The sequence below is a fragment of the Inquilinus sp. KBS0705 genome, assembly GCA_005938025.2.
In the GTDB taxonomy this organism is placed as follows: domain Bacteria; phylum Bacteroidota; class Bacteroidia; order Sphingobacteriales; family Sphingobacteriaceae; genus Mucilaginibacter.
On the sequence record VCCI02000001.1, the window covers coordinates 1,912,555 to 1,937,778 of the forward strand.

General features: G+C 43.1%; 19 protein-coding genes. 8 read left to right on the forward strand and 11 right to left on the reverse strand.

All coding sequences use genetic code 11. The annotated features are described in order from the left end of the window. Positions 1 to 47: 47 nt before the first annotated feature. Entirely contained in the window at positions 48 to 908 is an 861-nt protein-coding gene (locus FFF34_008325; protein TSD67383.1) for an N-acetylglucosamine kinase, read from the forward strand. Between the two features lie 125 nt (positions 909 to 1,033). On the opposite strand, the gene FFF34_008330 is transcribed toward FFF34_008325, so the two are convergent. Then, on the reverse strand, positions 1,034 to 1,735 hold the full coding sequence (locus tag FFF34_008330; GenBank protein ID TSD67384.1) for an NUDIX hydrolase: 702 nt from the start codon (positions 1,733 to 1,735) through the stop codon (positions 1,034 to 1,036). 124 nt (positions 1,736 to 1,859) lie between these two features. On the opposite strand from FFF34_008330, the gene pfkA reads away from it, so the two are divergent. Genes pfkA through gap form a run of 3 tightly spaced genes read left to right on the forward strand, consistent with a single transcriptional unit; the run spans position 1,860 to position 4,699 of the window. Beyond that, positions 1,860 to 2,846, forward strand: coding sequence for a 6-phosphofructokinase (gene pfkA / locus FFF34_008335; GenBank protein ID TSD67385.1), 987 nt, complete (start codon positions 1,860 to 1,862; stop codon positions 2,844 to 2,846). Continuing rightward, on the forward strand, positions 2,847 to 3,695 hold the full coding sequence (locus FFF34_008340) for a hypothetical protein (protein ID TSD67386.1): 849 nt from the start codon (positions 2,847 to 2,849) through the stop codon (positions 3,693 to 3,695). An 8-nt stretch (positions 3,696 to 3,703) separates the two neighbouring features. Next, on the forward strand, positions 3,704 to 4,699 hold the full coding sequence (gene gap / locus FFF34_008345) for a type I glyceraldehyde-3-phosphate dehydrogenase (protein TSD67387.1): 996 nt from the start codon (positions 3,704 to 3,706) through the stop codon (positions 4,697 to 4,699). A gap of 82 nt (positions 4,700 to 4,781) precedes the next feature. Here the strand turns inward: gap and FFF34_008350 are convergent, their stop codons facing one another. Together FFF34_008350 and FFF34_008355 are read right to left on the reverse strand one after the other, a co-directional pair. After that, positions 4,782 to 5,507, reverse strand: coding sequence for an SDR family oxidoreductase (locus FFF34_008350; protein ID TSD67388.1), 726 nt, complete (start codon positions 5,505 to 5,507; stop codon positions 4,782 to 4,784). Between the two features lie 51 nt (positions 5,508 to 5,558). Continuing rightward, a complete protein-coding gene (locus tag FFF34_008355) occupies positions 5,559 to 6,455 on the reverse strand; it encodes a helix-turn-helix domain-containing protein (protein TSD67389.1) in 897 nt (298 codons plus the stop codon). A gap of 107 nt (positions 6,456 to 6,562) precedes the next feature. Between FFF34_008355 and FFF34_008360 the strand changes: the two genes are divergently transcribed. Then, entirely contained in the window at positions 6,563 to 7,432 is an 870-nt protein-coding gene (locus FFF34_008360) for a polyphosphate kinase 2 family protein (GenBank protein ID TSD67996.1), read from the forward strand. A 2-nt stretch (positions 7,433 to 7,434) separates the two neighbouring features. On the opposite strand, the gene FFF34_008365 is transcribed toward FFF34_008360, so the two are convergent. The 5 genes from FFF34_008365 to FFF34_008385 all read right to left on the reverse strand — a co-directional run bounded on the left by FFF34_008365 (position 7,435) and on the right by FFF34_008385 (position 16,655). Beyond that, complete coding sequence (locus FFF34_008365; GenBank protein TSD67390.1) at positions 7,435 to 7,626, reverse strand: hypothetical protein; 192 nt, start codon at positions 7,624 to 7,626, stop codon at positions 7,435 to 7,437. A gap of 9 nt (positions 7,627 to 7,635) precedes the next feature. Then, positions 7,636 to 9,774, reverse strand: coding sequence for a 1,4-alpha-glucan branching protein GlgB (gene glgB, locus FFF34_008370; protein ID TSD67391.1), 2,139 nt, complete (start codon positions 9,772 to 9,774; stop codon positions 7,636 to 7,638). Between the two features lie 149 nt (positions 9,775 to 9,923). Further along, a complete protein-coding gene (locus FFF34_008375; protein TSD67997.1) occupies positions 9,924 to 12,338 on the reverse strand; it encodes a glycoside hydrolase family 31 protein in 2,415 nt (804 codons plus the stop codon). 292 nt (positions 12,339 to 12,630) lie between these two features. Beyond that, positions 12,631 to 14,343, reverse strand: a complete 1,713-nt coding sequence (locus FFF34_008380; protein TSD67392.1) for an alpha-amylase — start codon at positions 14,341 to 14,343, stop codon at positions 12,631 to 12,633. Further along, on the reverse strand, positions 14,343 to 16,655 hold the full coding sequence (locus FFF34_008385) for a glycoside hydrolase family 65 protein (GenBank protein TSD67393.1): 2,313 nt from the start codon (positions 16,653 to 16,655) through the stop codon (positions 14,343 to 14,345). Before FFF34_008385 ends, FFF34_008380 begins: the two co-directional genes overlap by 1 nt. 192 nt (positions 16,656 to 16,847) lie before the next feature. Here FFF34_008385 and FFF34_008390 point away from each other — a divergent pair, with 192 nt between their 5' ends. Together FFF34_008390 and FFF34_008395 are read left to right on the forward strand one after the other, a co-directional pair. Then, positions 16,848 to 18,152 (forward strand): FAD-dependent oxidoreductase, encoded by a 1,305-nt coding sequence (locus FFF34_008390; protein ID TSD67394.1) that lies wholly within the window; start codon positions 16,848 to 16,850, stop codon positions 18,150 to 18,152. A gap of 11 nt (positions 18,153 to 18,163) precedes the next feature. Beyond that, on the forward strand, positions 18,164 to 18,505 hold the full coding sequence (locus tag FFF34_008395) for a cupin domain-containing protein (GenBank protein TSD67395.1): 342 nt from the start codon (positions 18,164 to 18,166) through the stop codon (positions 18,503 to 18,505). A gap of 38 nt (positions 18,506 to 18,543) precedes the next feature. Here the strand turns inward: FFF34_008395 and FFF34_008400 are convergent, their stop codons facing one another. Together FFF34_008400 and pyrR are read right to left on the reverse strand one after the other, a co-directional pair. After that, positions 18,544 to 19,467: an aspartate carbamoyltransferase catalytic subunit gene (locus FFF34_008400; protein ID TSD67396.1), complete on the reverse strand. Its 924-nt coding sequence runs from the start codon at positions 19,465 to 19,467 to the stop codon at positions 18,544 to 18,546. Between the two features lie 54 nt (positions 19,468 to 19,521). Further along, positions 19,522 to 20,067: a bifunctional pyr operon transcriptional regulator/uracil phosphoribosyltransferase PyrR gene (pyrR, locus tag FFF34_008405; GenBank protein ID TSD67397.1), complete on the reverse strand. Its 546-nt coding sequence runs from the start codon at positions 20,065 to 20,067 to the stop codon at positions 19,522 to 19,524. Between the two features lie 163 nt (positions 20,068 to 20,230). Here pyrR and FFF34_008410 point away from each other — a divergent pair, with 163 nt between their 5' ends. Then, the gene (locus FFF34_008410) at positions 20,231 to 23,035 is read left to right on the forward strand and encodes a hypothetical protein (protein ID TSD67398.1); all 2,805 of its coding nucleotides are present in this window, start codon (positions 20,231 to 20,233) and stop codon (positions 23,033 to 23,035) included. Positions 23,036 to 23,109: 74 nt separating this feature from the next. Here FFF34_008410 and FFF34_008415 read toward each other — a convergent pair whose 3' ends face one another. Continuing rightward, positions 23,110 to 25,119 (reverse strand): 30S ribosomal protein S1, encoded by a 2,010-nt coding sequence (locus tag FFF34_008415; protein ID TSD67399.1) that lies wholly within the window; start codon positions 25,117 to 25,119, stop codon positions 23,110 to 23,112. Between the last annotated feature and the right edge of the window lie 105 nt (positions 25,120 to 25,224).

Here is a 25,224-nt window from a genome sequence, read left to right on the forward strand (position 1 = left end):
AAGTTAATCATACTTTTAACCCAATTTTTTTTAAATAAACTTATTTTATGATCATAATTGCTGACGGTGGCTCAACCAAAACCAATTGGTGCCTGGTTACTGAAGAAGGTAAAAAGGTGTACTTTAACACCGAAGGTTACAATCCATATTTTGCTCCAACTGCCTATATCATTCAATCTTTAAAGGAAAGTTTACCAACCGACCTTGAAAAAGAAAACATTACCGAGGTTAACTACTACGGCGCAGGCTGTTCGACCCCCGAGATGCGAAAGATCGTAGAGGAAGCGATGCAGGTGGTTTTCCCTAACTCGAGGATATATATCGGCCACGACCTTTTGGCTGCTGCCCGTGCTTTGCTGGGTAACAACGAAGGTTTTGCCGCTATATTAGGTACAGGCACCAACACTTGCCTGTACGATGGGCAACAAATAATTAACAACATCGATTCGGGCGCTTACATATTGGGCGACGAAGGCAGCGGTTGCTACATTGGCAAAAAGCTACTGGTTGATTACCTGCGCGGTTACATGCCCGAAGCAGTACGCAAAAGCTTTTGGGATGAGTTTAAACTAACCCCCGATGACATTAACGAAATTGTTTACACACAACCACGTGCAAACCGTTTTTGCGCCAGCTTTAGCAAATTTGTTTACGACAATATTGTAAATATCGAATACTCGCGCAACCTGGTGCGTACCTCGTTCGAAGATTTTTTCCGTAACCTGGTTACCCACTACCCCGATTATCAAAAATATACCTTTAACTGCATAGGCTCGGTTGGATACAATTTCCGTAATGTGCTGGAAGAAGTAGTTACCGAAAACGGCATGACCGTAGGTAACATCATCCGCTCGCCTATAGATAACCTGGTAAAATACCACCTTGAGTTATCGCCAAGCCAATTGTAGGTTTGCTGTTATAAGTTTGCAGTTTGCATAGAAAAGGCTTCTAAATTTTTAGAAGCCTTTTCTATTTTATATCGATAGGATAACAAAACATTCAAGCAAACCGCCGTCTGCCTACTGCAAACTGTTTATACTGTTTTATCCAGCAGCATCTCGTTCTGGAATATTTTGGCGTATTTACGGCGGTCGAATTTATAAAGTTTGGCCGCACGGTACGATACCCCTTTCTGCTTCTCGTCCAGCTCTTTTAAAAAGCCGTAGCTCAGCATTTTTTTACGGAAGTTACGTTTATCAAGCTTTTTATTTAGAACAGCTTCGTATAATAACTGTAACTGGGTAAGGGTAAATTTTTCGGGCAGTAACTCAAACGCAATAGGCTGGTAATTTAGCCTGCGGCGAATTTTGTTAAAACCTGTTTCAAAAATTTCGCTGTGGTCAAATGCCAGTTTAGGCAAATCGTTTACGGGATGCCAAAAAGCTTTTTTAGCAAATTGGGTAACCGGCCTAAGTTCTTTTTGGCCGTTAATGCGTATCAGCGCATAGTAAGCAACGGTTATAACACGCCCCTGCGGGTGGCGGTTAACCTCGCCAAAGGTATGAAACTGCTGCATGTGCAGGTCGCGCAGGCCGGTTAGTTCGTATAATATACGTTCGGCGGCATCATCAATACTCTCGTCCTGTTCAACTATATAACCCGGTAGGGCCAGCCAGTCTTTAAAGGGTTCTTCATTACGCTCAATAAGTAATATCTTTAACTCACCGGCCTCAAATCCAAAAATCACACAGTCAATAGAAAATACTGAGTCAAATGTAGGTAACTTTACTTCCAAGGGTTTGGTTTTTAGGTTTATTGGTTAAATATATACCTTAATTTTTATAACAAAAATAAATAAATAAATTTAATGGTGTAAATTTGACACACTATATTCGCAGCTCCAATTTACTAACTTAAAAATGCAAAAAATTTCAAAAATAGCAGTTTTAACTTCAGGTGGCGATGCACCGGGCATGAACCCGTGCATAAGGGCTGTGGTACGCACTGCAATTTATAATGGCCTCCAGGTGTCGGGCATTCGCCAGGGTTACCAGGGCCTTATTGATAATAATATATTTGACATGAACACCCGGTCGGTAAGTAATATACTTAACCTGGGTGGTACTATATTAAAAACAGCCAGGTGCCTTCCTTTTCGTACCGATGAAGGTATGGAGGCTGCTTATCAAAACCTTAAGGCCAATGGTATTGATGGCATTGTGGTAATTGGCGGCGATGGTACATTTACCGGCGCCCTGCGTTTTTCAAAAAAATATCCGGATATAGCTGTAATTGGTGTGCCGGGTACTATTGATAATGACCTTTACGGATCAACCTACACCCTGGGTTTTGATACCGCTACCAATACCGTTATTGAGGCTATTGATAAAATACGCGATACCGCCGATGCGCACGACCGCTTGTTTTTTATTGAAGTAATGGGCCGCGACTCGGGAGCTATTGCCCTGCGCGCAGGTATATCTTGCGGTGCCGAAGCTATATTATTACCCGAGCGGGATACTGCTATTGGTAACCTGATAGAGAACCTTAAAAAAGGCCAGTACAACAAAAAATCGTCGAGTATTGTAATTGTTGCCGAGGGCGATAAAAGTGGGGGTGCCTATGATTTAGCCGAAGTGGTCAAAAAAGAGGTGAAATTTTACGATATAAAAGTTACTATATTAGGCCACCTGCAACGTGGTGGCAGCCCATCGGCGTTTGACAGAATATTGGGCAGCCGTTTAGGTTTTGCCGCGGTAAACGCCATGATAGAAGGTAAGACACAAATGATGGTGGGGCTTGAGGCCAATCATATTAAACTAACCAGCCTTGAAGAGGCTTTAAACCAGCACCAGTTTAAATTGGAAGAAGACCTGATGCAAATGGCCGATATATTATCTATATAAATGATTGCAGTTGTATATAGTGGATCTAACAACGCAGGTTGGCGACTGGCTTACAAAGGCCGAACTGTGGCATCTTTTAACACAAATGCTATAAATCCCTATTTTAACGACGAAAAGTACATTGTACAACTGTTTAACAAAAACATAAACCTTATACACCACGCCGAAGAGATAAGGCGCATTTACTTTTTTGGCGCGGGGGCATCATCGCCCGAGTTAAAGCAAATAGTACATAATGCGTTTGCCACCTTTTTTAAATTCGCCAAAATAACTGTCGACCACGATATCGATGCTGTTGCCATTGCCTGCTGCCGCAACTCGCCGGGTATTGTAAGTATTTGCGCAAGCGGCTCAAACGCGGCATGGTATGATGGTAAAAAAGTTAAGCCAAACAATTACGGCCTGGGCTATATACTAGCCGACGAAGGCAGCGGCAACTGGCTGGGCAGGCAGCTTATAAAAAGCTTCATGAACGAAACCTTGCCGGGCAACCTGCGCAAAAAGTTTGCACAGCGCTATGATGCTGACAGAAAGACACTTTTAGAGAAAGTTTACCGCCAAAAACAGCCCGCTTTGTTTCTTAGCTCGTTCAGCGATTTCTTTTTAGATAATAAAGATGACAATTATCTTCAAAACATCATTAAAACAGGTTTTGGCAAGCTGATTGATACCTATTTATTACCTTTACATACTGAGCACCCGGATGCTCCTATACATTTTGCCGGATCGGTAGCCGCCAACTTTCAGGACCACCTGCATGAGGCAGCCCGCGAACGCGAACTTAAAATTGCAGCTATTGTCAAAGAACCCATAAACAATTTATTGACGTATTATTCAAATAAAAATTAGAAAAAATCATGAAAATAGGAATTAACGGCTTTGGCCGTATCGGCCGTTTAGCCTTCAGGGCAGCCATTGAAAGATCAGATATTGAAGTTGTTGGTATCAACGACCTTGTTGAACCTGATTACATGGCTTACATGTTGAAATACGATTCAACTCACGGTCCGTTCAAGGGTACTATCGCTGTAGAAGGCGGCCACCTGGTAGTAAATGGTAAAACAATACGCGTTACAGCCGAAAAAGACCCATCAAACCTTAAATGGGGCGAAGTTGGCGCGGAAGTGATCATCGAATCAACCGGCTTATTCTTAACTATCGAATCTGCACAAAAACATATTGATGCAGGCGCTAAAAAAGTTGTAATGAGCGCTCCTGCAAAGGATGATACCCCAACATTTGTTATGGGTGTAAACCACAAACAATTAAAAGCTGAGCAAACCATCGTTTCAAACGCATCATGTACCACTAACTGTTTAGCGCCAATTGCTAAAGTGTTAAACGATGCTTTCGGTATCGAAGAAGGTTTAATGAGCACTGTGCACGCGGTTACTGCAACTCAAAAAACCGTTGATAGCCCATCGGCTAAAGACTGGAGAGGCGGCCGTGGTGCTTACCAAAACATTATCCCTTCATCAACCGGTGCTGCTAAAGCGGTTACTTTGGTTATCCCTGAGTTAAAAGGTAAATTAACAGGTATGTCTTTCCGTGTACCGGTTGCCGATGTATCTGTAGTTGACTTAACTGTTAAACTTAAAAACGGCGCATCATACGAAGCCATTAAAAAAGCGATGAAAGATGCATCTGAAGGCGAATTAAAAGGCATTTTAGGTTACACCGAAGATGACGTAGTATCTGAAGACTTTAAAGGCGACCCACGCACATCAATTTTTGATGCAAAAGCAGGTATCGCTTTAAATGACAACTTTGTTAAAGTAGTATCATGGTACGATAACGAGTGGGGTTACTCAAACAAACTGATAGACCTTGTTCAGGAAATTGGCAAGCTGTAAGCTTATTAGTTCCTTAAATTTTAAAAGCCGCGCTAATTAGCGCGGCTTTTTTGTTGGCTTACTATTGCGGGGCATTATTGCTTTACCATGGAGTTTCGCCATAGTCGCTGAAGTATTTACCTGTCGGGCCATCCGGGCCTATCATGGCGTTTTCAATAATTGGGGCTGCTCCCTCTTCTATGGTTTTATACCCCATGTTGTTGTTAAAATCTGTAGCGGTATAACCCGGGTTTACCATGTTCACCTTCATTTTGCCTTTAAGTTCATAGGCCAATGCTATGGTGTAGGCGTTAAGCGCAGATTTAGACGGTCCGTAGGCAGCGGTCTTTACATCATAGTGCCTCCAGGCAGGGTCGCTGTGCAGGGTAAGCGATCCAAGGTCTGATGTTACATTCACTATCCTTGGATTGGTAGCCTTGCTTAATAAAGGCAAAAACGCGTGTACAGTGCGTACCACGCCGTAAAGGTTCACTTCAAAAACATCCTTGAAAATACTTACGGCAGTATTAGTAGCTGGTTGCGGAAAGCTGCCGGGGATACCCGCGTTATTTATAAGAACATCCAATTTATCGGTACGTTTGGCCAAATCTTCATATGCCTGTTGTACAGATTCATCGCTAACTACGTCTATCAACAGTAATTCAACAGCGGCTAGTCCTTCACTGTGCAGTAGTTCCACAGCTTTTTCGCCCCGTTCTTTATCGCGGCAACCCAGGTAAATGTGGTAGCCGGCACGCGCCAGCTGGCGGGCAGTTTCCAGCCCAATACCTTTATTGGCGCCGGTAATTAATACAGTTTGTTTTTCCATGATACAAAGCTACAAGCATATATCGTTTATAGCGTTGCACATAGCGGGGCATTAACTGTACATTTCACGGATTTTTGTGCGGTAGCTTACGGGGGTATCGCCTGCAAGGCGTTTAAAAAAGCGGTTAAAGTAAGCAGCATCTTCAAAACCCAGTTCATCGGCAATTTGCTTAACAGACAGGTGGGTATGTAAAAGCCGGCGCTTAGCTTCAACTACCAGGCGGTTATGTATATGGCTGATGGCCGTTTTGCCGCTTTGTTGCTTCACTACATCGTTTAAATACCCCGGGCTAATATTTAGCTGGTTGGCATAGGCAGCAACGTCGTGCGTATCGGTATAGTGCTCGGTTATTAGCTGCTGATAGCTTTTAAGCAGGTTATGGCTTGGAGTTATCCTGCTTTCGCCAAACTGATCGGTATACATGCGGCTAAGGTATATTACCAGCACCCGCAACCACGATGTAAGCATTTGATTATGCCACTCGCCGCCATTATTATATTCGGCAAGCATTTTACGCATTACATCGTAAAGGTATGTAGTATCGGCGGCGCTTAATGTTAATTCGTGCGCGGCGGCAGGGTTTTGTATAATGGGCAGCTGGCGCAGCATGCGGTTCTCTTCCAGCAATAAAAACTCTTCGGTAAAATAGGCCACAAAGCCCTTCATAGGGCAAATTTCTTCTTTTAAATGTATTTGCGGCGGTATGGTAAAGTAAAAATGCCCGGGCTTAACAATATAAGGCACATCGTCTATCCAATGGCGGCTGTTCCCTTCCTCTACAAAAGCAAACATATAATAATCTTTACGATGAGGCTGCAAAAAGCCGGGGTCTATTATTGTTTCAATACCATCAGACTCGCGCACCTGTATCATAGCGGGTGTACCGTCATCATGCAACAACGGGTAACTGGTAATTACATTTTTTTCGGGTGCGGTTAAAACAGGCATATGACAAAACTACACATTGTAAAGGGTAAACTTATATTAAGACTACATACTGAAACTTTTTTGACATTTTGCATCTTAATATATCAACTCAAATGCCCAGAAAAGATATGATAGAACAGTTTAAGGTAAAACCCGGTAAAAAATTCTCGTTAGATGACCATGATACCGCCTACTCGGCCGATTATGCGAAGGATGATGCAGCCGAAATTTTAAAAGGCTTGATAAAGGAAACCGCCAAGCTGCAAACCGAACTGTATGCCGCCAATAAATACGCGTTGTTGGTCATCTTTCAGGCGATGGATGCCGCGGGTAAGGATAGTGCCATAGCACACACCATGTCAGGCTTAAACCCACAGGGGTGCCAGGTGTTTAGCTTTAAACAGCCTACCAGCGAAGATTATGAACACGATTTTTTATGGCGACACTACAAGGCCCTGCCCGAACGTGGCCGCATTGGTATACATAACCGCTCTCATTACGAAAACGTGCTGGTTACTAAAATACACCCCGATTTAGTTTTAAACGAGAACCTGCCCGGCATCAGCACTGTAAAAGACCTGGACAAAAAATTTTGGGACAAGCGTTATGAAAGCATACGCCATTTTGAAAAACATATTAGCGCCAACGGAACGGTAATTATCAAGTTCTTTTTGCACCTGTCAAAAAAAGAGCAGAAAAAACGCTTCTTAAAACGGATAGCCGATCCTGAAAAGAACTGGAAATTCGCATCGGGCGACTTAGCAGAGCGTAAGCGCTGGGGCGATTATATGCAAGCCTATGAAATAGCTATAAAGGAAACATCTACCGACGACAGCCCCTGGTATATAGTGCCGGCAGATAAAAAATGGTTTACCCGGATAGCCATATCTACCATTATACTGCAAACACTAAAAAGCCTTAAATTAGAATACCCGGTACTACCAAAAGACGAAATGGAAAAGCTGGAGGACTCAAAAAAAGCTTTAGAAAAAGAATAACGTTACATTAATTCACCGTCTTTTTTAACATGATAGGTTTTATAAGCCATATAATATAGCGCCAATGTGGGTATTATATAAAACAACGCGCCACTTCGGTTTACTTCGGGCCAGGCAGCTATAATGCTATATAGTAATAATAGCAAAGCAACTGTGCCGCCTACCAGGTATAAATAAAAAAACTTACCACTCATCTATATTAGTTATTTTGCTTTTAGTTGTTTTTGGGCTTTATCGGCCACTTTTTTAAATATAGCCGCGCCCAAGGGTGGTGTAGTAATGCTAATGGAATTATCTTTTCCGTGCCAGCTTATAGCTTCGGTATCTACAGGGTCGTAATTAATTAAGCCGCTACCCCAATACTTTTCGTTATCGGAGTTAAACACTTCCTGCCATTGCCCGGCAGCCGGCACACCTATGCGGTAGCTGTGATGAGTAACAGGCGTCATGTTTAACACGATCACCAAATCATCGGCGCGGTGCACACCTTTGCGTATAAATGCAATAACCGAATCGTCCATGTTACTGGCATCTATCCACTCAAAGCCTGTCCATTCAAAGCCCTTTTCGTATAATGCTGGTTCAGACTTATACAAGGCGTTTAAAGCTTTAACCGCTTCTTTTATCCCATTGTGACTATCGTATTGCAACAAGTGCCAATCTAACGATCGCTCAAAGCTCCATTCGGCACTTTGGCCAAACTCGCTGCCCATAAACAATAGCTTAGTGCCGGGATGGGTAAACATAAAGCTGTATAGCAAACGCAGGTTAGCAAATTTTTGCCAGTCGTCGCCCGGCATTTTGCCCAGCATCGATCCTTTGCCGTAAACCACTTCATCGTGCGAGAAAGGCAACATAAAGTTTTCCGTAAAGGCATATACCATACTAAACGTTAATTGGTTTTGGTGGTATTTACGATGGATAGGATCATGCTCAAAATAATCGAGCGTATCGTGCATCCAGCCCATCATCCATTTCATACCAAAGCCCAGGCCACCTGTATAAACCGGCCTGCTCACGCCGCTAAACGATGTTGATTCTTCGGCGATGGTTTGCACATCGGGGAAGTTGCTATAAACCGTTTCGTTAAATTCTTTCAGAAAGGATATTGCCTCTAGGTTTTCGTTGCCGCCATATATATTTGGCTCCCACTCGCCGTGGTTACGCGAATAATCGAGGTATAGCATAGATGCTACCGCATCTACACGCAAGGCATCAATATGGTAGCGGTCAAGCCAAAACAAAGCATTACTTATCAGGAAAGCCCTTACCTCGTTGCGGCCATAGTTAAATATATACGATTTCCAATCGGGGTGGAAACCTTTGCGCACATCGGCATGCTCATAAAGGTGTGTACCATCAAAATTGTACAACCCATGCGCGTCGCCGGGGAAATGCGAAGGCACCCAATCCAATATAACACCTATCCCTTCTTTATGAAACTGCTCTACCAAATACATCAGATCTTGCGGGGTACCATAGCGCGATGAAGCCGCGAAGAACCCGGTGATCTGGTAACCCCAGCTTGGGTAGTAAGGGTGTTCCATTATAGGCATAAACTCTACATGTGTAAAGCCCATTTCCTTAACATATGGCACCAAGGTTTCGGCCAGCTTGCGGTAACTTAAAAATTCATCAGGGCTTTCCGGACTGCGTGCCCACGAACCTACGTGCATCTCGTAAACCGAGTAAGGTTTATCTAGGGCAGTATGTTGGTAGCGTTTGGCCATCCAGTCCTGGTCTGTCCATTCGTAAAAGGTATCGGCAACAATTGATGCCGTATGCGGTGGCAATTCCCAGCGCAGGGCAAAAGGGTCGCTTTTCTCCAACCCGTCGCCTGTAGATGCCTTTATAAAATATTTATAGGTTTCGCCAACACCAACATTCGGGATAAAACCTTCCCATATACCCGATGCATCCCAGCGGTAATTTAACGAATGCGAACCACGGTTCCAGCCATTAAAATTACCTATTACCGATACATATTGTGCGTTTGGCGCCCACACCGCAAAGTAGGTGCCCACTACTCCCTTATGCTCCATCACATGCGATCCCAGCTTTTCGTACAGCTTAAAATGCTTACCCGATTTAAACAGGTCAATATCAAAATCGGTAAAACGGCTATAAGGCTCTACAGCCTTAATTTCGTTGTGATTGGCAATTATCTCAACCGGTGTAGATTTTTTTGCAGGGGTCGCTTTTTTAGCCAAAGCTTTCTTAGGCGCATCAGCAGGCATATCCGCTTTTAAGGCAGGGGCAGCTTTTGGCTTAGTTTCTTTTTTAACCTTTTCAGGTTTTGCAGCAGGTACTTCAGCAGCGGTTTTTTTAGTTTGCTTAGCCATAATTAAGGGTAGCGATAAATCGCCCGGGGTTTAATTGGTGTTTTCAGGATATTGCTATTCCTGTAATTCAAATATATCATTATTGAACATACAATAGCAGCAGATGTTTATATAAAATAAAAAGGCCCCTATTTTAGGGGCCTTTGATGCTATTTAAAAATCTCTATCTGCTTAAAGTTTTTGCTAAACTTAAACTCGTAGGTTTTGTCGGGGTTTGCACTAATGGTGGCAATATCTTTCCCATCGGCCAAAACCTTTGATGGTTTAAACGGCAGACCGTTTATTTTAAAATGATATCCCTCGTAGCGTGGCGTATATAAACCCTCCATACTTTGTTTAATGGTTAGCTTATCGGCGGCGCCTTTTACCACAAATTTCTTTTCGAGGTAAATATCCTGCTCGTAGGCAAAAGTTTCGCCGTAATCTTCAAACAAGAACGAGTTAACCTCGTAATCGCTATAGTATATATTCAGCTTTACTTCTTCTATTTCTTTTTCGCCGGTGTACTGCATAACCGGGTATTCGGGTATTACCGATCCGGCCTTTACAAATATTGGTATAATGTCTAACGGAGTTGGCACAACAACTTCTTTACCACCCTCAGTTACCTCCATGTTCCAAAAGTTGTACCACTTGCCTTTTGGCAGGTATACTTTGCGGCTTTGCTGGCCCGGTTCTAACACAGGGCATATCAATATTTTATCGCCGTAGGTAAACTCGTCCTGGCGGAAATGGTTAGATACTACCTCCTGCTCGTGCATTACCACCGGCCTTAAAATAGGGAAACCATAACGGTGATGCTCCCAAAATGCCGAGTAAAGATATGGTATCAGCCTGTACCTAAGTTCGATAAATTTACGGTTGATAGATGTATATGGCTCGCCAAAGCTCCAAGGCTCACGTTCTTTTGTATCACCGGCCGAGTGCGCGCGCATAAACGGTGAAAAAGTACCCATTTGTATCCAGCGGGTAAACAGTTCGCCATCGGGCTCGCCGCTAAAACCACCGATATCTGTTCCGCAGAATGATATACCCGATACCGATAGGCGCTGCAACTGTATGTTACCCAATTTAAGGTGTTCCCACGATGCTACGTTATCACCCGTCCAAACGGACGAGTAGCGCTGCACGCCCGAGTAACCTGCCCTGGTAATGGTAAAAGGGCGCTTATTTTTCATTTGCTTGCGCAAACCTTCGTAGGTGGCGCGTACCATTTGCATACCATATATATTGTGTGCCTTACGATGCGAGCCGCGATACCCATCGTACTGGTGGCGCACGTCATCAGGGAAAGTGCCCGAACCAAATACAGCAGGCTCGTTCATATCGTTCCAGACGCCGGCTACGCCTACTTCTACCAGTTCGTCAAATAAACCGCCCCACCAGCTACGTACCTCGGGGTTGGTAAAATCAGGAAACTGGCAACGGCCCGGCCAAACATGGCCCTCCATAAAGTAATCATCGCAACGGCGGCAAAAGTAACGGTTCTCCTTACCCTCTTTAAAAACGGAATAATTATCATCTACCCTGATACCCGGATCGATGATCACCACGGTTTTAAAGCCGTTGGCGGCCAAATCGGCTATCATTTTTTTAGGGTTAGGAAAGTATTTAGGGCTCCATGTAAAACAACGGTAGCCATCCATGTAGTCTATATCCAGGTAAATACCATCGCATGGTATCTTATTTTTGCGGAAGCCATTGGCTATTACACGTACCTTATTTTCGGGGTAATAGCTCCAGCGGCATTGGTGGTAGCCCAGCGCCCAAAGCGGTGGCATTGGGTGTGTGCCGGTAAGCAAGTGGTAATTTTTTACCACATCCATCATGTGCGGGCCATGTATATAATAATACTGCAATTCGCCGCCATCGGCCCAAAAACTTACTTTGGTTGGGTCTTCGCCGCCAAAATCAAAATGTGCCTTAAAGGTATTGTCAAAGAAAATGCCGTGTGCAATACCGTCATCAACACTTATATAAAACGGTATCGACCGGTAAAGCGGGTCCTGGTTAAAACCGAACGAATAGGCATCGGTGTTCCAGTTTTTAAGGCGTTTGCCGCGCAGGTTAAATTCGGTTGCTTTATCGCCCAGGCCAAAAAAGCTTTCTTGAGGCTGGCAGGTTTTGGTACAAAACACGTAATAACCACCAAACTGGGTATTCTCTTCCCAGTGCATTGGCACCGCATCTTCGCTTATCAGGTGGCCGTTACTGTCAGAAAAAGATATAAAGAAATCCTGTTTGCGTATGTGGCAGTTTACCACCGGGGTGGTCACCCTAAACTCCGAATCAGTTTCAGATAAAGTGAACTGAACATCGGCCTGTGGCAGTTTTTCAACGGCGTAAGAAAACTCTTCCAGAAAAACGCTGTGAGGTGCCAAACGCACGCGTATGATCTCGTTGGTAACTACCAATACCTCAACTTTGGCGTCGCCATCAGTAAAATATATTTTGTTACCCGCTTTTTCGGCATGGTTAGGCACGCCTAAATATTTTTTAACAATGGGTTTTATACCATCGGCAGGGTTATTTAAGTGACGAAACTCTTCATCCTCTTCCATCATCTCCTCAACCTGCAGTAACTTGGCCGTTAAAAGTTCGGGGTTAGGGTCAGGCATGTTATCTTCCATAGACTTTCAATTTCAGTATGCTTTGTTGTATTACGATACAAAAGCAGTATAATAGTATAATTAATTATTGGTAACAGCTAATAAACGATTTATTACGCTAATTTTCAAGCCAAAAATCATCGAATTTTCCCCCAATTGGCGAATATTACCAACGTTTATTAATAAAGCTTTGTGATTTTTAGGCCTGTAAAAGCCAATAATTACTTGTTTTTAGCGCATTTACAACTTAAAAAGCAAGTAACAAGCCGCTGCTAGCCGGTATGGTTACCTCAACGCCCTCGCTAACTTCGTCGGTTTTAAAAATTGTACCGCTTAGCATATCAGTAAACGTAGCCGGCCCTTTTATGTTAAGCTGCCATATTAAATCAACAGGTAATTTTACCTGCAATTTCCTTTCATAACGGTTAAAGTTACTTACCACCAATACCCGTTGCTGCTGGGTATACCGCAAGTAAATATATAGCAGGGTGTCGAAGCCGAGCTGATGCTCGTTTGCTATCATCAGCTCATAAAATTCGCCGGTACGCAGCGCTTCATTGTCTTTTACAGTATTTAGCAACTTACTATAAAAGGCAAAAAGTTCCTTTTGTTCGGATGATAAGCCTTCGCCGTCAAACGCGCCATTGTTTACCCATTTTTGATGTTCGGTAACACCCCAGTAATCAAATATGCTGGTGCGGCCATCATCGCCGCTAAAACCGGGTACACCCTCGGCCGGCTCGCCAACCTCCTGGCAGGAATATATCATCACCGGGCCTGTTGCCAGTGTGGCAGATACGATCATTCCCGGCTTGGCCAATGCAGCATCACCAGCAAAAAACCGGCTGGCTATACGCTGCTCGTCGTGGTTTTCCATAAAACGAAGCATATGCTGGTCAATACCGCGGCAATGGTTGTTCCAAACAGCATTTATCTCCCAGGTGCTGGCGCCGTAATCGTTACAGGTTAACCTGCGGATAGCATCGTAAAGCCCTACCTTATCGTACAGGTAATCGAAACCGCCGTTGTGTATGTAATTATAATATTGGCCCTTGTCGTATGCCTCGCCAATAAAAACAAGATCAGGATGCGTTGCTTTTACCTTGGGAATGATCCATGCCCAAAACTCAACGGGCACCATCTCTATCATATCGCAACGGAAGCCATCTACACCCATCTCGCACCAGTAGGTTAGTATTTGATGCATTTTATGCCATAGCGGCGGCACATGGCCAAAATAAGTTTTATGCCCATCAAGGTAGTAAACCCCGTAATTCAGCTTAATGGTCTCAAACCAATCGTTTATGCCTGGTGCAGCATTAAAAACATCATTACCGGTTGCCTTAGCGGGGTATTCATCAAAGCGGCCATCCTTAAGCGGACTAACAAAATCAGCACCCCCGGGGTTATAACCCTCGGGCACCTTAAAATGCTCGCCTGGGATATAGTAAAAATCGTTTTCCTGACTAAAGGCTTTGCTGCTATCGTCGTCCTCTCCAAAGTCGCGCACGCCGGGCGGGCGGGCATCCGATGCATAGGTGCGCGCTACATGGTTGGGCACAAAATCAATAATAGCTTTTAAGCCGTTGGCATGTGTGCGTGCCACCAGGTCGCGGAATTCGTTTGTCCTGTTATTTACATCTACAGCCAGATCCGGCGCTACGTCGTAATAATCCTTTATAGCATATGGCGAGCCTGCCCTACCCTTTACTACATCCGGGTCGTCGGATTTAATGCCGTAGGATGAATAGTCCGTCATGGTAGCATGCTCAATAACGCCGGTGTACCAAACATGGCTAAAGCCCATATCCCTGATAGCAGTAAGTGCTATATCGGTAATATCGTTAAGCTTGCCTACGCCATTCTCTTCAACCGAACCATAGGTTTTGTTAAGGGTTTTGGTGTTACCGAACAATCGCGGTAGCAACTGGTAAATAATCAATTTATGATCGGTTGACATTAGGCTTGTTTTTTGATAAGTGTATCGGCATTTGCATTTATAGTGTGGTCATTGCCATATACTTTTACCGTAATACTGTTGTTCGATTTGTTTTTAATAGATACGCCTGCTTTACTTACCCTTACATTCAGCAAGGCATCCCTAAAGCCTACCTGGAAGGAAAATGCCTCCCACTTATGCGGCAGCAAGGGATTAAAAGATAATACACCGTCCTTCACCCGCATCCCGCCAAAACCTTCTACCACACTCATCCAGGTGCCGGCCATTGATGTAATATGACAGCCATCCTCGGTATCGTTATTATAGTCGTCTATGTCTAATCTTGAAGTGCGAAGGTAAAACTCATAAGCCCGGTCAATATCGCCCAACCTTGCGGCTAATATGGCGTGTACACAGGGCGATAGCGACGACTCATGCACCGTTCTTGGTTCATAAAAATCGTAATTGCGGCGTAGGGTTTCGGTATCGTAATCATCCTCGAAAAAATACAGCCCCTGCAGCACGTCGGCTTGCTTGATGAATACCGAACGCAGTATGCGATCCCAGCTCCATTTTTGCACCAAAGGGCGCTCGGTAGCGGGCAGGTCTTTTACCAATATTTGCTCTTTATCAAGGTAGCCGTCCTGCTGTAAAAATATTTGTAGCTCATCATCATGGGCATAGTACATTTTAGCTATAATGTCGGAAAATTTTTGGCATTCTGTTTCCTCTTCAAAGCTAATCTTGGTTGCCAGTTCGTTGTAACGGGTTTCGTTTGCTTTTTTAACCTTGCCAATGGCTTCCAGCGTATATTTTAAGCACCAGGTAGCAATAGTACTGGTGTACCAGTTGTTGTTTACATTATTCTCGTACTCGTTTGGCCCGGTTACGCCCAGCATTACATACTGCTGCCGTTGCGCCGACCAGGTGATACGCTGCGCCCAAAAGCGTGAGATGGCAATTAATACTTCCAGTCCGTAATCGGTTAAGTACGCTTCATCGCCGGTGTAACGCACGTAATTAAAAATAGTAAAGGCAATAGCACCGTTGCGGTGTATCTCTTCAAAGGTTATTTCCCACTCGTTATGGCATTCTGTACCATCCATGGTAACCATTGGGTATAGCGCTGCACCGTTTTTAAAGCCCAATAAAGTGGCATTATCTATTGCCTTACCCAACTGCTTGTAGCGATACAAAAGCAGGTTACGCGCCACCTTTTGCGGCGCTGTGGCCAAATAAAACGGCACACAATAAGCTTCGGTATCCCAATAGGTGCTACCGCCGTATTTTTCGCCGGTAAAGCCTTTGGGGCCAATATTCAGGCGGTCATCCTCGCCTGTATAGGTTTGGTTAAGCTGGAATATGTTAAAACGGATGCCCTGCTGCGCTGCGGCATCGCCCTCAATAATAATATCGTTGTGTTTCCACTTTTCGGCCCAAGCAGCGGCTTGTTCGGCCAGCATGGTATCAAAGCCTTTGGCGGCGATTCGATCTAAAGTCTCCTTCAATACCTCAATCAGTTTTTCTTTGGGGTGATTTTGGGAAGATATGTTAGCAGCGAACTTGTAAATTGTAACATCTGACGCTTCTTCAAGCTGGATAGCGTACTCACAACCTACATATTTATCTTTTTCAATACGGTTAGGTTCAATCGCTATTGGCTTTCCATTAACCAGTATAAAACATCTCATACCGGTTGCGACTTCGAAACCTGTCTTCTTAGTGCGCAAATGAACATATCCGCCGTCTTCCCAAAAACCCCTATCTACCTCTTCCCAAAATTTTTCATCATAGTTGGCATCCTGGTTTTTAACATCGCCATCTATATATGGAATAATTGAGGTATATGGTTCGCCTTCGTCCGGTACGCCAAATTTATACTTGATAGCGCCACACTCATCATCAACTATACTACAGAAGCGGGTTACTTCAGCTTCGATGTTCGTTCTGCCGAGAATGTTAAAATATCTTTTCAAATACCCCTCTTTCATGTTTAACTCACGGCGAAAATCCGACACATGGCATTTGGCTAAGTCAAATTCCATACCCGCAACCCTAATATCAATGCCTATCCAGTTGGCTGCATTAAGCACTTTAGCAAAATATTCGGGGTAGCCATTTTTCCACCAGCCTACACGGGTTTTATCAGGGTAGTAAACGCCCGCCACGTAGTTGCCTTGTAGTGTTTCCCCGCTATAAGCTTCTTCAAAATTGGCGCGCTGACCCATACGGCCGTTGCCCAGGCTAAAAACGCTTTCGGCAACCTTGTTATAATGCGGATCAAAGCCTTCCTCGATGATCTTCCACTCGTCAACCTTAAAATAATCCTTCATTTGCAGGGTATTGATGCGCTAAAATAATATAAAGAATTATTAAAGGCTTAGGTAATTGCATATTCATTTGCCTCGCCTGAATCCTGTCCAAAGGAGAGGACTTAAAACTATAATCCCCCTCTCCTTAGGAGAGGGTTGGGGTGAGGCTATTGCATCTTACAACTATTCCCTCTACCTTGCATTTACCTATTTATGAAAAATACCGTAATTGTTATTGGGGCTGGTGCCGCCGGGTTAATGGCTGCCCATGCTTTGGCTAAAGCAGGCCGTAAGGTTATTGTACTTGAAGCCCGCAACCGCACAGGTGGCCGCATTTATACTATTAGCGATAATTTGTTTTTTAAAGATACAGAGCTGGGTGCCGAATTTGTACACGGCAACCTGCCTGTAACCCTTAAGTTGTTAAAAGAGGCTGCTATACCCTACCGCAGTGCCAATGCCGAAATGTGGACCTATCGCAAAGGCAAATTCAGGGAGAACGATATGGTAATTGAGGATTGGGAACTGCTAATAGAAAAGTTAGATAACTTGAAGCAGGATACCAATATTTATGATTTTTTAGAAAAGGAGTTTCCGGGTGATAAATACGCTGTATTGCGCAATTCGGTATGGCAATATGTATCGGGCTATGATACGGGCAACCCACGGCTGGCCAGCGCCTTTGCCTTGCGTAAGGAGTGGGAACACGAAGAAATGGATGCCCAACACCGCGTAGATGGCGGCTATTGTGCAATTATAAGTTACCTGGTCAGGCAATGCAAAGCCAATGGCGGCGAAGTGCTGCTTAATTCGGTAGTAAAACATATCAGTTGGAAAAAGGGATATGTAACAGTAACTACTGATAATGCCGAAACATATGAGGCAGCCCAAGTACTTATAGCCATGCCTTTGGGTGTATTACAGGCAAATGGGGATGAAAAAGGCGCGATCAGTTTTTACCCCGCTATACCCGACCATAGCAAAGCCATACAGCAAATGGGTTTTGGCGCGGTAATAAAATTATTGTTGGAGTTTAAACAACCATTTTGGCTGGATGAAGAAAGCCGAAAAATGGCCGGAGACGATATAGAAAAAATGGGCTATTTATTTAGCGAGGAAGAGATACCTACCTGGTGGACCCAAGTGCCCGACCAATCAAACGTGCTTACCGGCTGGATAGGCGGACCGACTGCAGCAGATAAGTTAAACACGCCCGATGAAGAAATTTTAGCGCAGGGCTTACAATCCTTAGCCAACATATTTAAGCGGGGCTTAGAAGACCTGAAAGGCGAACTGATAGCCTACCGAATTATGAACTGGACCGCAGATCCGTTTACGCGTGGCTCTTATGCTTACGATACTGTAGAAGCACCTAACGCACGAAAGGTTTTGCAAAGCTCTGTTGAAGATACAATTTACTTTGCAGGCGAATACTTATATGAAGGCACAGCCATGGGTACGGTTGAAGCAGCCCTGGCAAGTGGTGAGGAAGTGGCTAATAAGATATTAAGAAAATAATTAAACACAATATGGATCCAGCCCCGCTTACCGTTATAAATATCCATCAGTATACCGCTACTGATGCAGCCTACAAAAACTTAATTTTGTCGTTCGTAAACAACCACGTTATACGGGCCAGTGTAATGACCGAAGATTTTTATTGGCATTATCATCCCAACTCCGACGAAACCTTTTTCGTAACTGAAAGGTGCTTGTTAATAGACCTCGAAGATAAATGTATTGAATTGAATACCGGTGAATTGTTTACCATCCCAAAAAACGTAGTGCACCGTACCCGGCCCAGAGATAAGCGCTCGGTTAATATTACTTTCGAGCTTATTGATATGGAAACGGTGAAAGTAGAGCGCTAATGCTATAAGGGCTTATATGCTAATACCTACTGAATAACTTACGGAGTTTGGCCTGCCAATAAATACAGCACCGCCATACGTATAGCCACACCATTTTCTACCTGGTCGAGGATGATGGATTGTTTGCTGTCGGCTACGTCACTGGTGATCTCTACACCGCGGTTGATTGGCCCGGGGTGCATTACCGTGATCTCTTTGTCCAGGCTATCCAGTATTTGCTTGTTAAGGCCGTACAGCATGGTATACTCGCGTAGCGATGGAAAGTACTTAATATCCTGACGCTCCAGTTGTATGCGCAGCATATTGGCTACGTCGCACCAGTTAAGGGCCTTTACCAAGTTATGCTCTACCTTAACACCCAGCGCGCCAATATATTTGGGAATAAGCGTTGTAGGGCCGCATACCATCACTTCGGCACCCAGTTGTTTAAGGCATAATATATTTGATAAGGCAACCCGCGAGTGCAGGATATCGCCTACTATAACTACTTTTTTACCGGCTACATCGCCGTAACGTTCGCGGATAGAGAATGCATCCAATAGGGCCTGCGTTGGGTGCTCATGAGCGCCATCGCCTGCATTTACTATCTGGGCTTTTACATGTTTTGACAGGAATATGCCTGCCCCGGCATAAGGGTGGCGCATAACTACCATATCCACTTTCATGGCCAGTATATTATTTACGGTATCTATCAGGGTTTCGCCTTTACTTACCGATGATGACGAAGCTGCAAAGTTAACCACATCGGCAGAAAGCCTCTTCTCGGCCAGTTCGAATGAAAGGCGGGTACGGGTAGAGTTTTCAAAGAAAATATTGGCGATAGTTACATCCCTTAGCGATGGCACTTTTTTTATCGGCCTGTTTAAAACCGTTTTAAAATTATCTGCCGTTTCAAATATCAGTTCAATATCCTCGCGGTTTAAATCTTTAATCCCTAATAAATGCCGTGTGCTAAGAGCCATATTTTTTATCTCGAATTTCGAATGTTCAATTTCGAATTATTTACCGTACTATCCCTATTTTGCTTCAGACACCAACACTATTCTGTCTTCGCCATCAGTTTCTTTCCAGCTTACTACTACCTTTTGTGATGCTATGGAGTCTACCTCTATGCCTACATAATCCGGTGCTACCGGTATATGGCGCGAGTATCGCCTATCTACTAAAGCCAGCAGCTCGACTTTATCGGGCCTGCCAAATGCTTGCAGGGCATCCATGGCAGCGCGTATAGTGCGGCCTGTCCAAAGTACATCATCCATCATGATCACTTTTTTGCCCTCTATTATAAAATCTATCTTGGTTTGGTTTGGCACCAGCGGCGACCCCTGCCTCCTAAAATCATCACGGTAAAAGGTAATGTCCAAATCGCCCTGTTCAATTTTGCTGTCCGGTAATATTTTTCGTAATTCTTCGGCTACGCGGTAGGCCAGGTAAATACCCCGTGGCTGTATACCAATTAAAACTGAGCCTGAAAAATCGTTATGATTTTCAATTAATTGACGACATAAACGCTGAATTGTTATCTGGAATTTCTGACCGTCGAGCAGCGTTAGGTTTTGCATCGTTTGGGTGGATTTGGGCAAAAGTAGTAAATAGTTTTGATTTTTGTGTGATGAGTTTTTATCCGGGCATATCATCATATCTTAATAAAGCATATTATTAATTGCTAAAGGATTGATTTTCAGCTTTAGTTTATATACATTTAACTCACCATTGCATAAACCTATGCTGTTAAAGATAAAACTGTATTGGCTGTTTTTAATAACTGGGTGCTTTTGCATTAGCCTGTTTACCGTAAATGCCTATGCGCAGGATACAACTGCGGTTAAAGGCATTATTACATCAATTGAAAAACTCCACGAACGCCTGCCTATAGAAAAACTGTACCTGCAGTTTGATAGGCCATATTATGCCACCGGCGATACCATTTGGTTTAAAACGTACTTGCTTAATGCGGCTACTTATACCCCATCGCAGCTAAGCAGTAAAATATATGTTGAATTAGTTAACGATAGCAACAAGGTGGTTAACCGTTTTGCGGTGCCTATAGCTTTCGGCTTAGGGCAAGGCACTATTGTGTTGGATGATAAAGTACCCGATGGCAGCTATACGGTAAGGGCCTATACCAACTGGATGCAAAACGCCGGAGAGGAGGCTTTTTTTAATAAACGTTTTTATGTGGGTAAACCATCTGCACAGGGAGGCTGGTTAATTAATGAGCAGCATAACATTAAAGCATCACCCGCGGGTAACCAGGTAAATTTAGCCCTACAGCTAACCGACCTGGTTAAAATGGCCATACCCTACCGTGATATTGAATTAAAGCTTATTGACGATAAAAAGACGGTTTTAAAAACAAATCATGTAACATCCGATCAGGGTAGCGTTAGTACCAGCTTTATGTTACCGTCCAAGGTAAAAACACAAAAGCTATCGTTAATAATAACCGATAAAACTACAAAAAATAAGTTTGTACTGCCCTTTTATCCTGGTGGACCGTTGCAAAAAATTGATATGCAGTTTATGCCCGAGGGCGGCAGCCTTGTTGCAGGCATTGCTAACCGCGTAGGCTTTAAAGCTATTGGAGATGATGGGCTGGGTGTGGATGTTACCGGCAGTATAGTAAACCAAAACGGCGAAGAGGTTAGCAAGTTCAAATCGTTGTACAAAGGGATGGGTAAATTTATATTGTTGCCGCAGCCCGGCCAAACCTACACCGCTAAATTTACCGTTAACGGCATTGAAGATACAGCTGCGTTGCCTTTGGTAAACACATCGGGCATTGTGTTTAGGGTAGATAATTTATCGTCGGCCGATACCATATTTTTACATTTACGAGCCACGCCCGATGTAGCTTTACAGACTAAAACTTATAGCATAATAGCATCAGCCAACCGTAATGTGTACTACGGCATACCACTTAATTTAAAAAGCGGGTTTAGTAATATACGCTTACCCAAAAGCACATTTTCAACGGGCATTGTAAATTTCAGCGTTTTAGATGCAGAGAATAATACTATAAACGAACGCAAAGTATTTATTGACCATAACGACCGTTTAAAAATTGACATTACAAACAGCCAGGCTAAGTATCTGCCAAAAGACAGCATTGCGTTAACCATTAATGTGACTAATGTGCAAGGAAATGCCGTACGGGGTAGTTTTGCCGCTTCTGTAACTGATGATTCATTTATTAAAGGGGATATAGATGACGGCAATATTATCAGCAGTTTATTACTCACGTCAGAACTTAAGGGAAATGTGGAATTTCCGGAATGGTATTTTACAAAACCTAATGAAAATAAAACACTTGCACTTGATAACCTTATGCTTACCCAGGGGTGGACAGGGCTAAATTTAGATTTGCTTAAAAAGCCTTTACCTGTTGTAAAATTCGCAGCCGATGCCGGCAATAATTTAACAGGTAAACTCACCAATCTATTTAACAAACCTGTAAAAAAGGCCAAACTAAACCTATTTTCGGTTAGTCAGAAGTATGGCGTTGTTGTTTATGATACCTTAAGTAATGACGCAGGCGAGTTTGTATTTAAAAACTTGCCTTTGTTTGATACTATAGCATATACTTTAAGGGTAAACAATAAAGATGATAAGGCATCAACTGCCAATATCAAATTGGATGAGTTTATTCCTGCAAAAATCGCCACATATAACAATATAAGGCAAATGCCCTGGTTTGTACAAAGCTCAAATAGTTTAATGCTTAATTATTTTAACCAGGATCAACCCTCACGCATACCGGGGATAGATGCGCGCGTTATAAAAGGTAAGCTGTTAAAAGAAGTAAATATAAAAGCACACAAGCCTAATATTATAGCCGGTAAAATGATGGGCTATGTAATTAAAGAAATACCCGAAAAAGAATTAGTCGAGGCCAGAAAAATGACTTTATATGATTTAATAGTGCGTAAGTTGAGAAATTTCGGCACGAGTCATTTTTACAAAGAAAACATGTTTACGAGCCCGGCATTTCACGATAATCCTGCACTTGTTGTGGGCTTGGAAATGATAGCAGATATAATTGTAGACGGGCAGGGCGCTAATGTAATGTTTGGTTCAACATCATCCGGTGCTGCAAACGAAGAAGGTCAAGTGCAAATGACTATAGATTTTTTAAAATACATGAGTGCAGATGAGGTTAAGGATGTTAAAATTGCAGGTGGTAGTAATATGTTTATCACGGTTACAACCCGCAGTGGCAATAGCTATTTCACACGCACATCGCCAAATATCATTCAGTACCGCCCGGTTCCGCTTTGTTTACCAAGGCAGTTTTACCGTCCGCGTTATCCGGTAAAAAACAACAATCCTACCGGCGTACGCCCCACCATACACTGGGAACCGAATTTAATAACCAATAAAGATGGTAAAGCTGTGCTATCATTTTACGGCGCCGATAAACCCGGCACTTATACTATAATTGTTGAGGGTACAGATATGCAAGGAAATATAGGTTATCAAACCAGCAAGATCGTTATTGCTCCACCCGGCGTAAACATGAGCACCAATTAGCAACTCCGTAATTAACACCATAAAAAAAGCCCTTCCGAATAAACGGAAGGGCTTTTAGCTTTTATTTAAAGTGATTAAACTTCTTCAGTTTCCTCAGCTTCTGCTTCAGGCTCAGCTTTAGCTTCTGCTTTTTTAGCAGCCGCTGCAGCCGGTTTTTTAGCTGCTTTGCTTTCAGCGCCTTCCATTTGCTCTTTTAACTGAGCAAGTACGCTTAAATCGCCTAAAGTTGATTTTTCTACTGATTCTTTCACTTTCTTAACCGCATTGTTTGAAGACTTAGCTTCTTTTTTACGGTTTTCAAATTCTTGTACACGAGCATCAGCACGAGCTTCTTCCCATATACGTGAGTGTGAAATAACTATACGTTTATTCTCTTTGTTGAATTCGATGATCTTAAATTCAGCGGTTTCTTCAGCTTTTAAAGCCTTACCGTCTTCTTTAACCAAATGTTTGGTTGGGGCAAAACCCTCAACACCATAAGGTAAAGCTACAATAGCGCCTTTATCAGTTACCTTGATAACGGTACCCTCATGTATCGAATCGATAGTGAAGATGGTTTCAAAAGTATCCCAAGGGTTTTCTTCAAGCTGTTTGTGGCCTAAGCTTAATTTACGGTTCTCGATGTCAAGCTCTAATACTACTACGTCTAATTTTTCGCCAACCTTAGTAAATTCGTTAGGGTGGTTTACTTTTTTAGACCATGAAAGGTCAGAGATGTGGATCAAACCGTCGATACCGTCTTCCAGTTCAACAAACACACCAAAGTTGGTCATGTTTTTAACTGTAGCAACGTGCTGAGTACCTGTGGCGTATTTCTCGCCGGCATTTTGCCATGGGTCAGGAGTCAATTGTTTGATACCTAAGCTCATTTTGCGCTCGTCGCGGTCTAAAGTTAAAACTTGTGCCTCAACTTCGTCGCCAACTTTAAGGAATTCCTGAGGGTTACGCAGGTTTTGAGACCATGACATTTCTGACACGTGAATTAAACCTTCAACACCCGGGATAATTTCTAAGAAAGCACCATAATCTGCAACGGTAACAATTTTACCTTTTACTTTAGAGCCGATAGCGATGTTCTCGTCAAGCGACTGCCAAGGATGAGGTGTAAGTTGTTTTAAGCCCAAAGCAATACGTTTTTTCTCGTCATCAAAGTCCAGAACAACAACGTTGATCTTTTGATCCAATGATAATACTTCACGTGGATGCTCGATACGGCCCCAAGATATATCTGTAATGTGCAGTAAACCGTCAACACCACCAAGGTCAATAAATACACCAAAGTCGGTAATGTTTTTAACGGTACCTTCCAATACCTGGCCTTTTTCAAGTTTGGCCACAATTTCGGTTTTTTGGTTTTCTAAATCGTCTTCGATCAGCACTTTGTGCGATACCACTACGTTTTTAAATTCGTGGTTGATCTTAACAACTTTAAATTCCATTGTTTTACCAACGTACACATCGTAATCCCTAATAGGCTTAATGTCGATTTGTGAACCTGGTAAAAAGGCTTCAACGCCCATAATATCTACAATTAAACCACCTTTAGTTCTGCTTTTAACAAAACCTGTGATGATCTCATCGTTATCCAGAGCTGAATTAATGCGCTCCCATGATTTTTGAGTTTTTGCACGTTTACGAGAAAGTACCAACTGTCCGTTAGCATCTTCTTGAGACTCTACAAATACCTCTACTGTATCACCAACCTTAAGGTCTGGTGTATCACGGAATTCAGAAACTGATACCAAACCATCAGACTTAAACCCGATATTCAATACTACATCTTTGTTGTTGATGTTAACAACTGTACCAGAGATAATTTCGCCTTTGGTGATTGAACTAAAAGTTCCATCATACAATTTCTCTAATTTCTCGCGGTCGCTATCGCTGTAGTTACCAAACTTTTTGTCATCTGCATCCCAGTCAAAATCTGCGCTTGGGGTAGATGCGATTTTTGATTTGATCTCTTCGATCGAAATTGAATCAGCTTCTGACTCAATAGTTTCCTTTTCTGCGGTTGCCGTAACTGTACCCAGTTCAGCTTCCTTAGCTTTTAATTCTTTTTCTGCTTCTTGTTTTTTTGCCATTAATAAATTTTACTCCTTTTTCCCAACACTTAATTGGGACTGCAAAGGTAGGTATATAATTTTTATTGATAAAATAAAAATTAAGGTTAAATTGAGTTAATTAGG

Bases quoted from the DNA above. Each gene is read 5' to 3' on its own strand.
- FFF34_008415 (TSD67399.1), bottom strand. From the start codon at position 25,119: ATGGCAAAAAAACAAGAAGCAGAAAAAGAATTAAAAGCTAAGGAAGCT.
- FFF34_008355 (TSD67389.1), bottom strand. From the start codon at position 6,455: ATGCCTGTTTTAACCGCACCCGAAAAAAATGTAATTACCAGTTACCCG.
- FFF34_008410 (TSD67398.1), top strand. From the start codon at position 20,231: ATGCTGTTAAAGATAAAACTGTATTGGCTGTTTTTAATAACTGGGTGC.
- FFF34_008360 (TSD67996.1), top strand. From the start codon at position 6,563: ATGATAGAACAGTTTAAGGTAAAACCCGGTAAAAAATTCTCGTTAGAT.
- FFF34_008375 (TSD67997.1), bottom strand. From the start codon at position 12,338: ATGATGGAAGAGGATGAAGAGTTTCGTCACTTAAATAACCCTGCCGAT.
- glgB (TSD67391.1), bottom strand. From the start codon at position 9,774: ATGGCTAAGCAAACTAAAAAAACCGCTGCTGAAGTACCTGCTGCAAAA.
- FFF34_008365 (TSD67390.1), bottom strand. From the start codon at position 7,626: ATGAGTGGTAAGTTTTTTTATTTATACCTGGTAGGCGGCACAGTTGCT.
- FFF34_008325 (TSD67383.1), top strand. From the start codon at position 48: ATGATCATAATTGCTGACGGTGGCTCAACCAAAACCAATTGGTGCCTG.
- FFF34_008350 (TSD67388.1), bottom strand. From the start codon at position 5,507: ATGGAAAAACAAACTGTATTAATTACCGGCGCCAATAAAGGTATTGGG.
- FFF34_008390 (TSD67394.1), top strand. From the start codon at position 16,848: ATGAAAAATACCGTAATTGTTATTGGGGCTGGTGCCGCCGGGTTAATG.
- pyrR (TSD67397.1), bottom strand. From the start codon at position 20,067: ATGCAAAACCTAACGCTGCTCGACGGTCAGAAATTCCAGATAACAATT.
- FFF34_008385 (TSD67393.1), bottom strand. From the start codon at position 16,655: ATGAAGGATTATTTTAAGGTTGACGAGTGGAAGATCATCGAGGAAGGC.
- FFF34_008380 (TSD67392.1), bottom strand. From the start codon at position 14,343: ATGTCAACCGATCATAAATTGATTATTTACCAGTTGCTACCGCGATTG.
- FFF34_008400 (TSD67396.1), bottom strand. From the start codon at position 19,467: ATGGCTCTTAGCACACGGCATTTATTAGGGATTAAAGATTTAAACCGC.
- gap (TSD67387.1), top strand. From the start codon at position 3,704: ATGAAAATAGGAATTAACGGCTTTGGCCGTATCGGCCGTTTAGCCTTC.
- FFF34_008395 (TSD67395.1), top strand. From the start codon at position 18,164: ATGGATCCAGCCCCGCTTACCGTTATAAATATCCATCAGTATACCGCT.
- FFF34_008340 (TSD67386.1), top strand. From the start codon at position 2,847: ATGATTGCAGTTGTATATAGTGGATCTAACAACGCAGGTTGGCGACTG.
- pfkA (TSD67385.1), top strand. From the start codon at position 1,860: ATGCAAAAAATTTCAAAAATAGCAGTTTTAACTTCAGGTGGCGATGCA.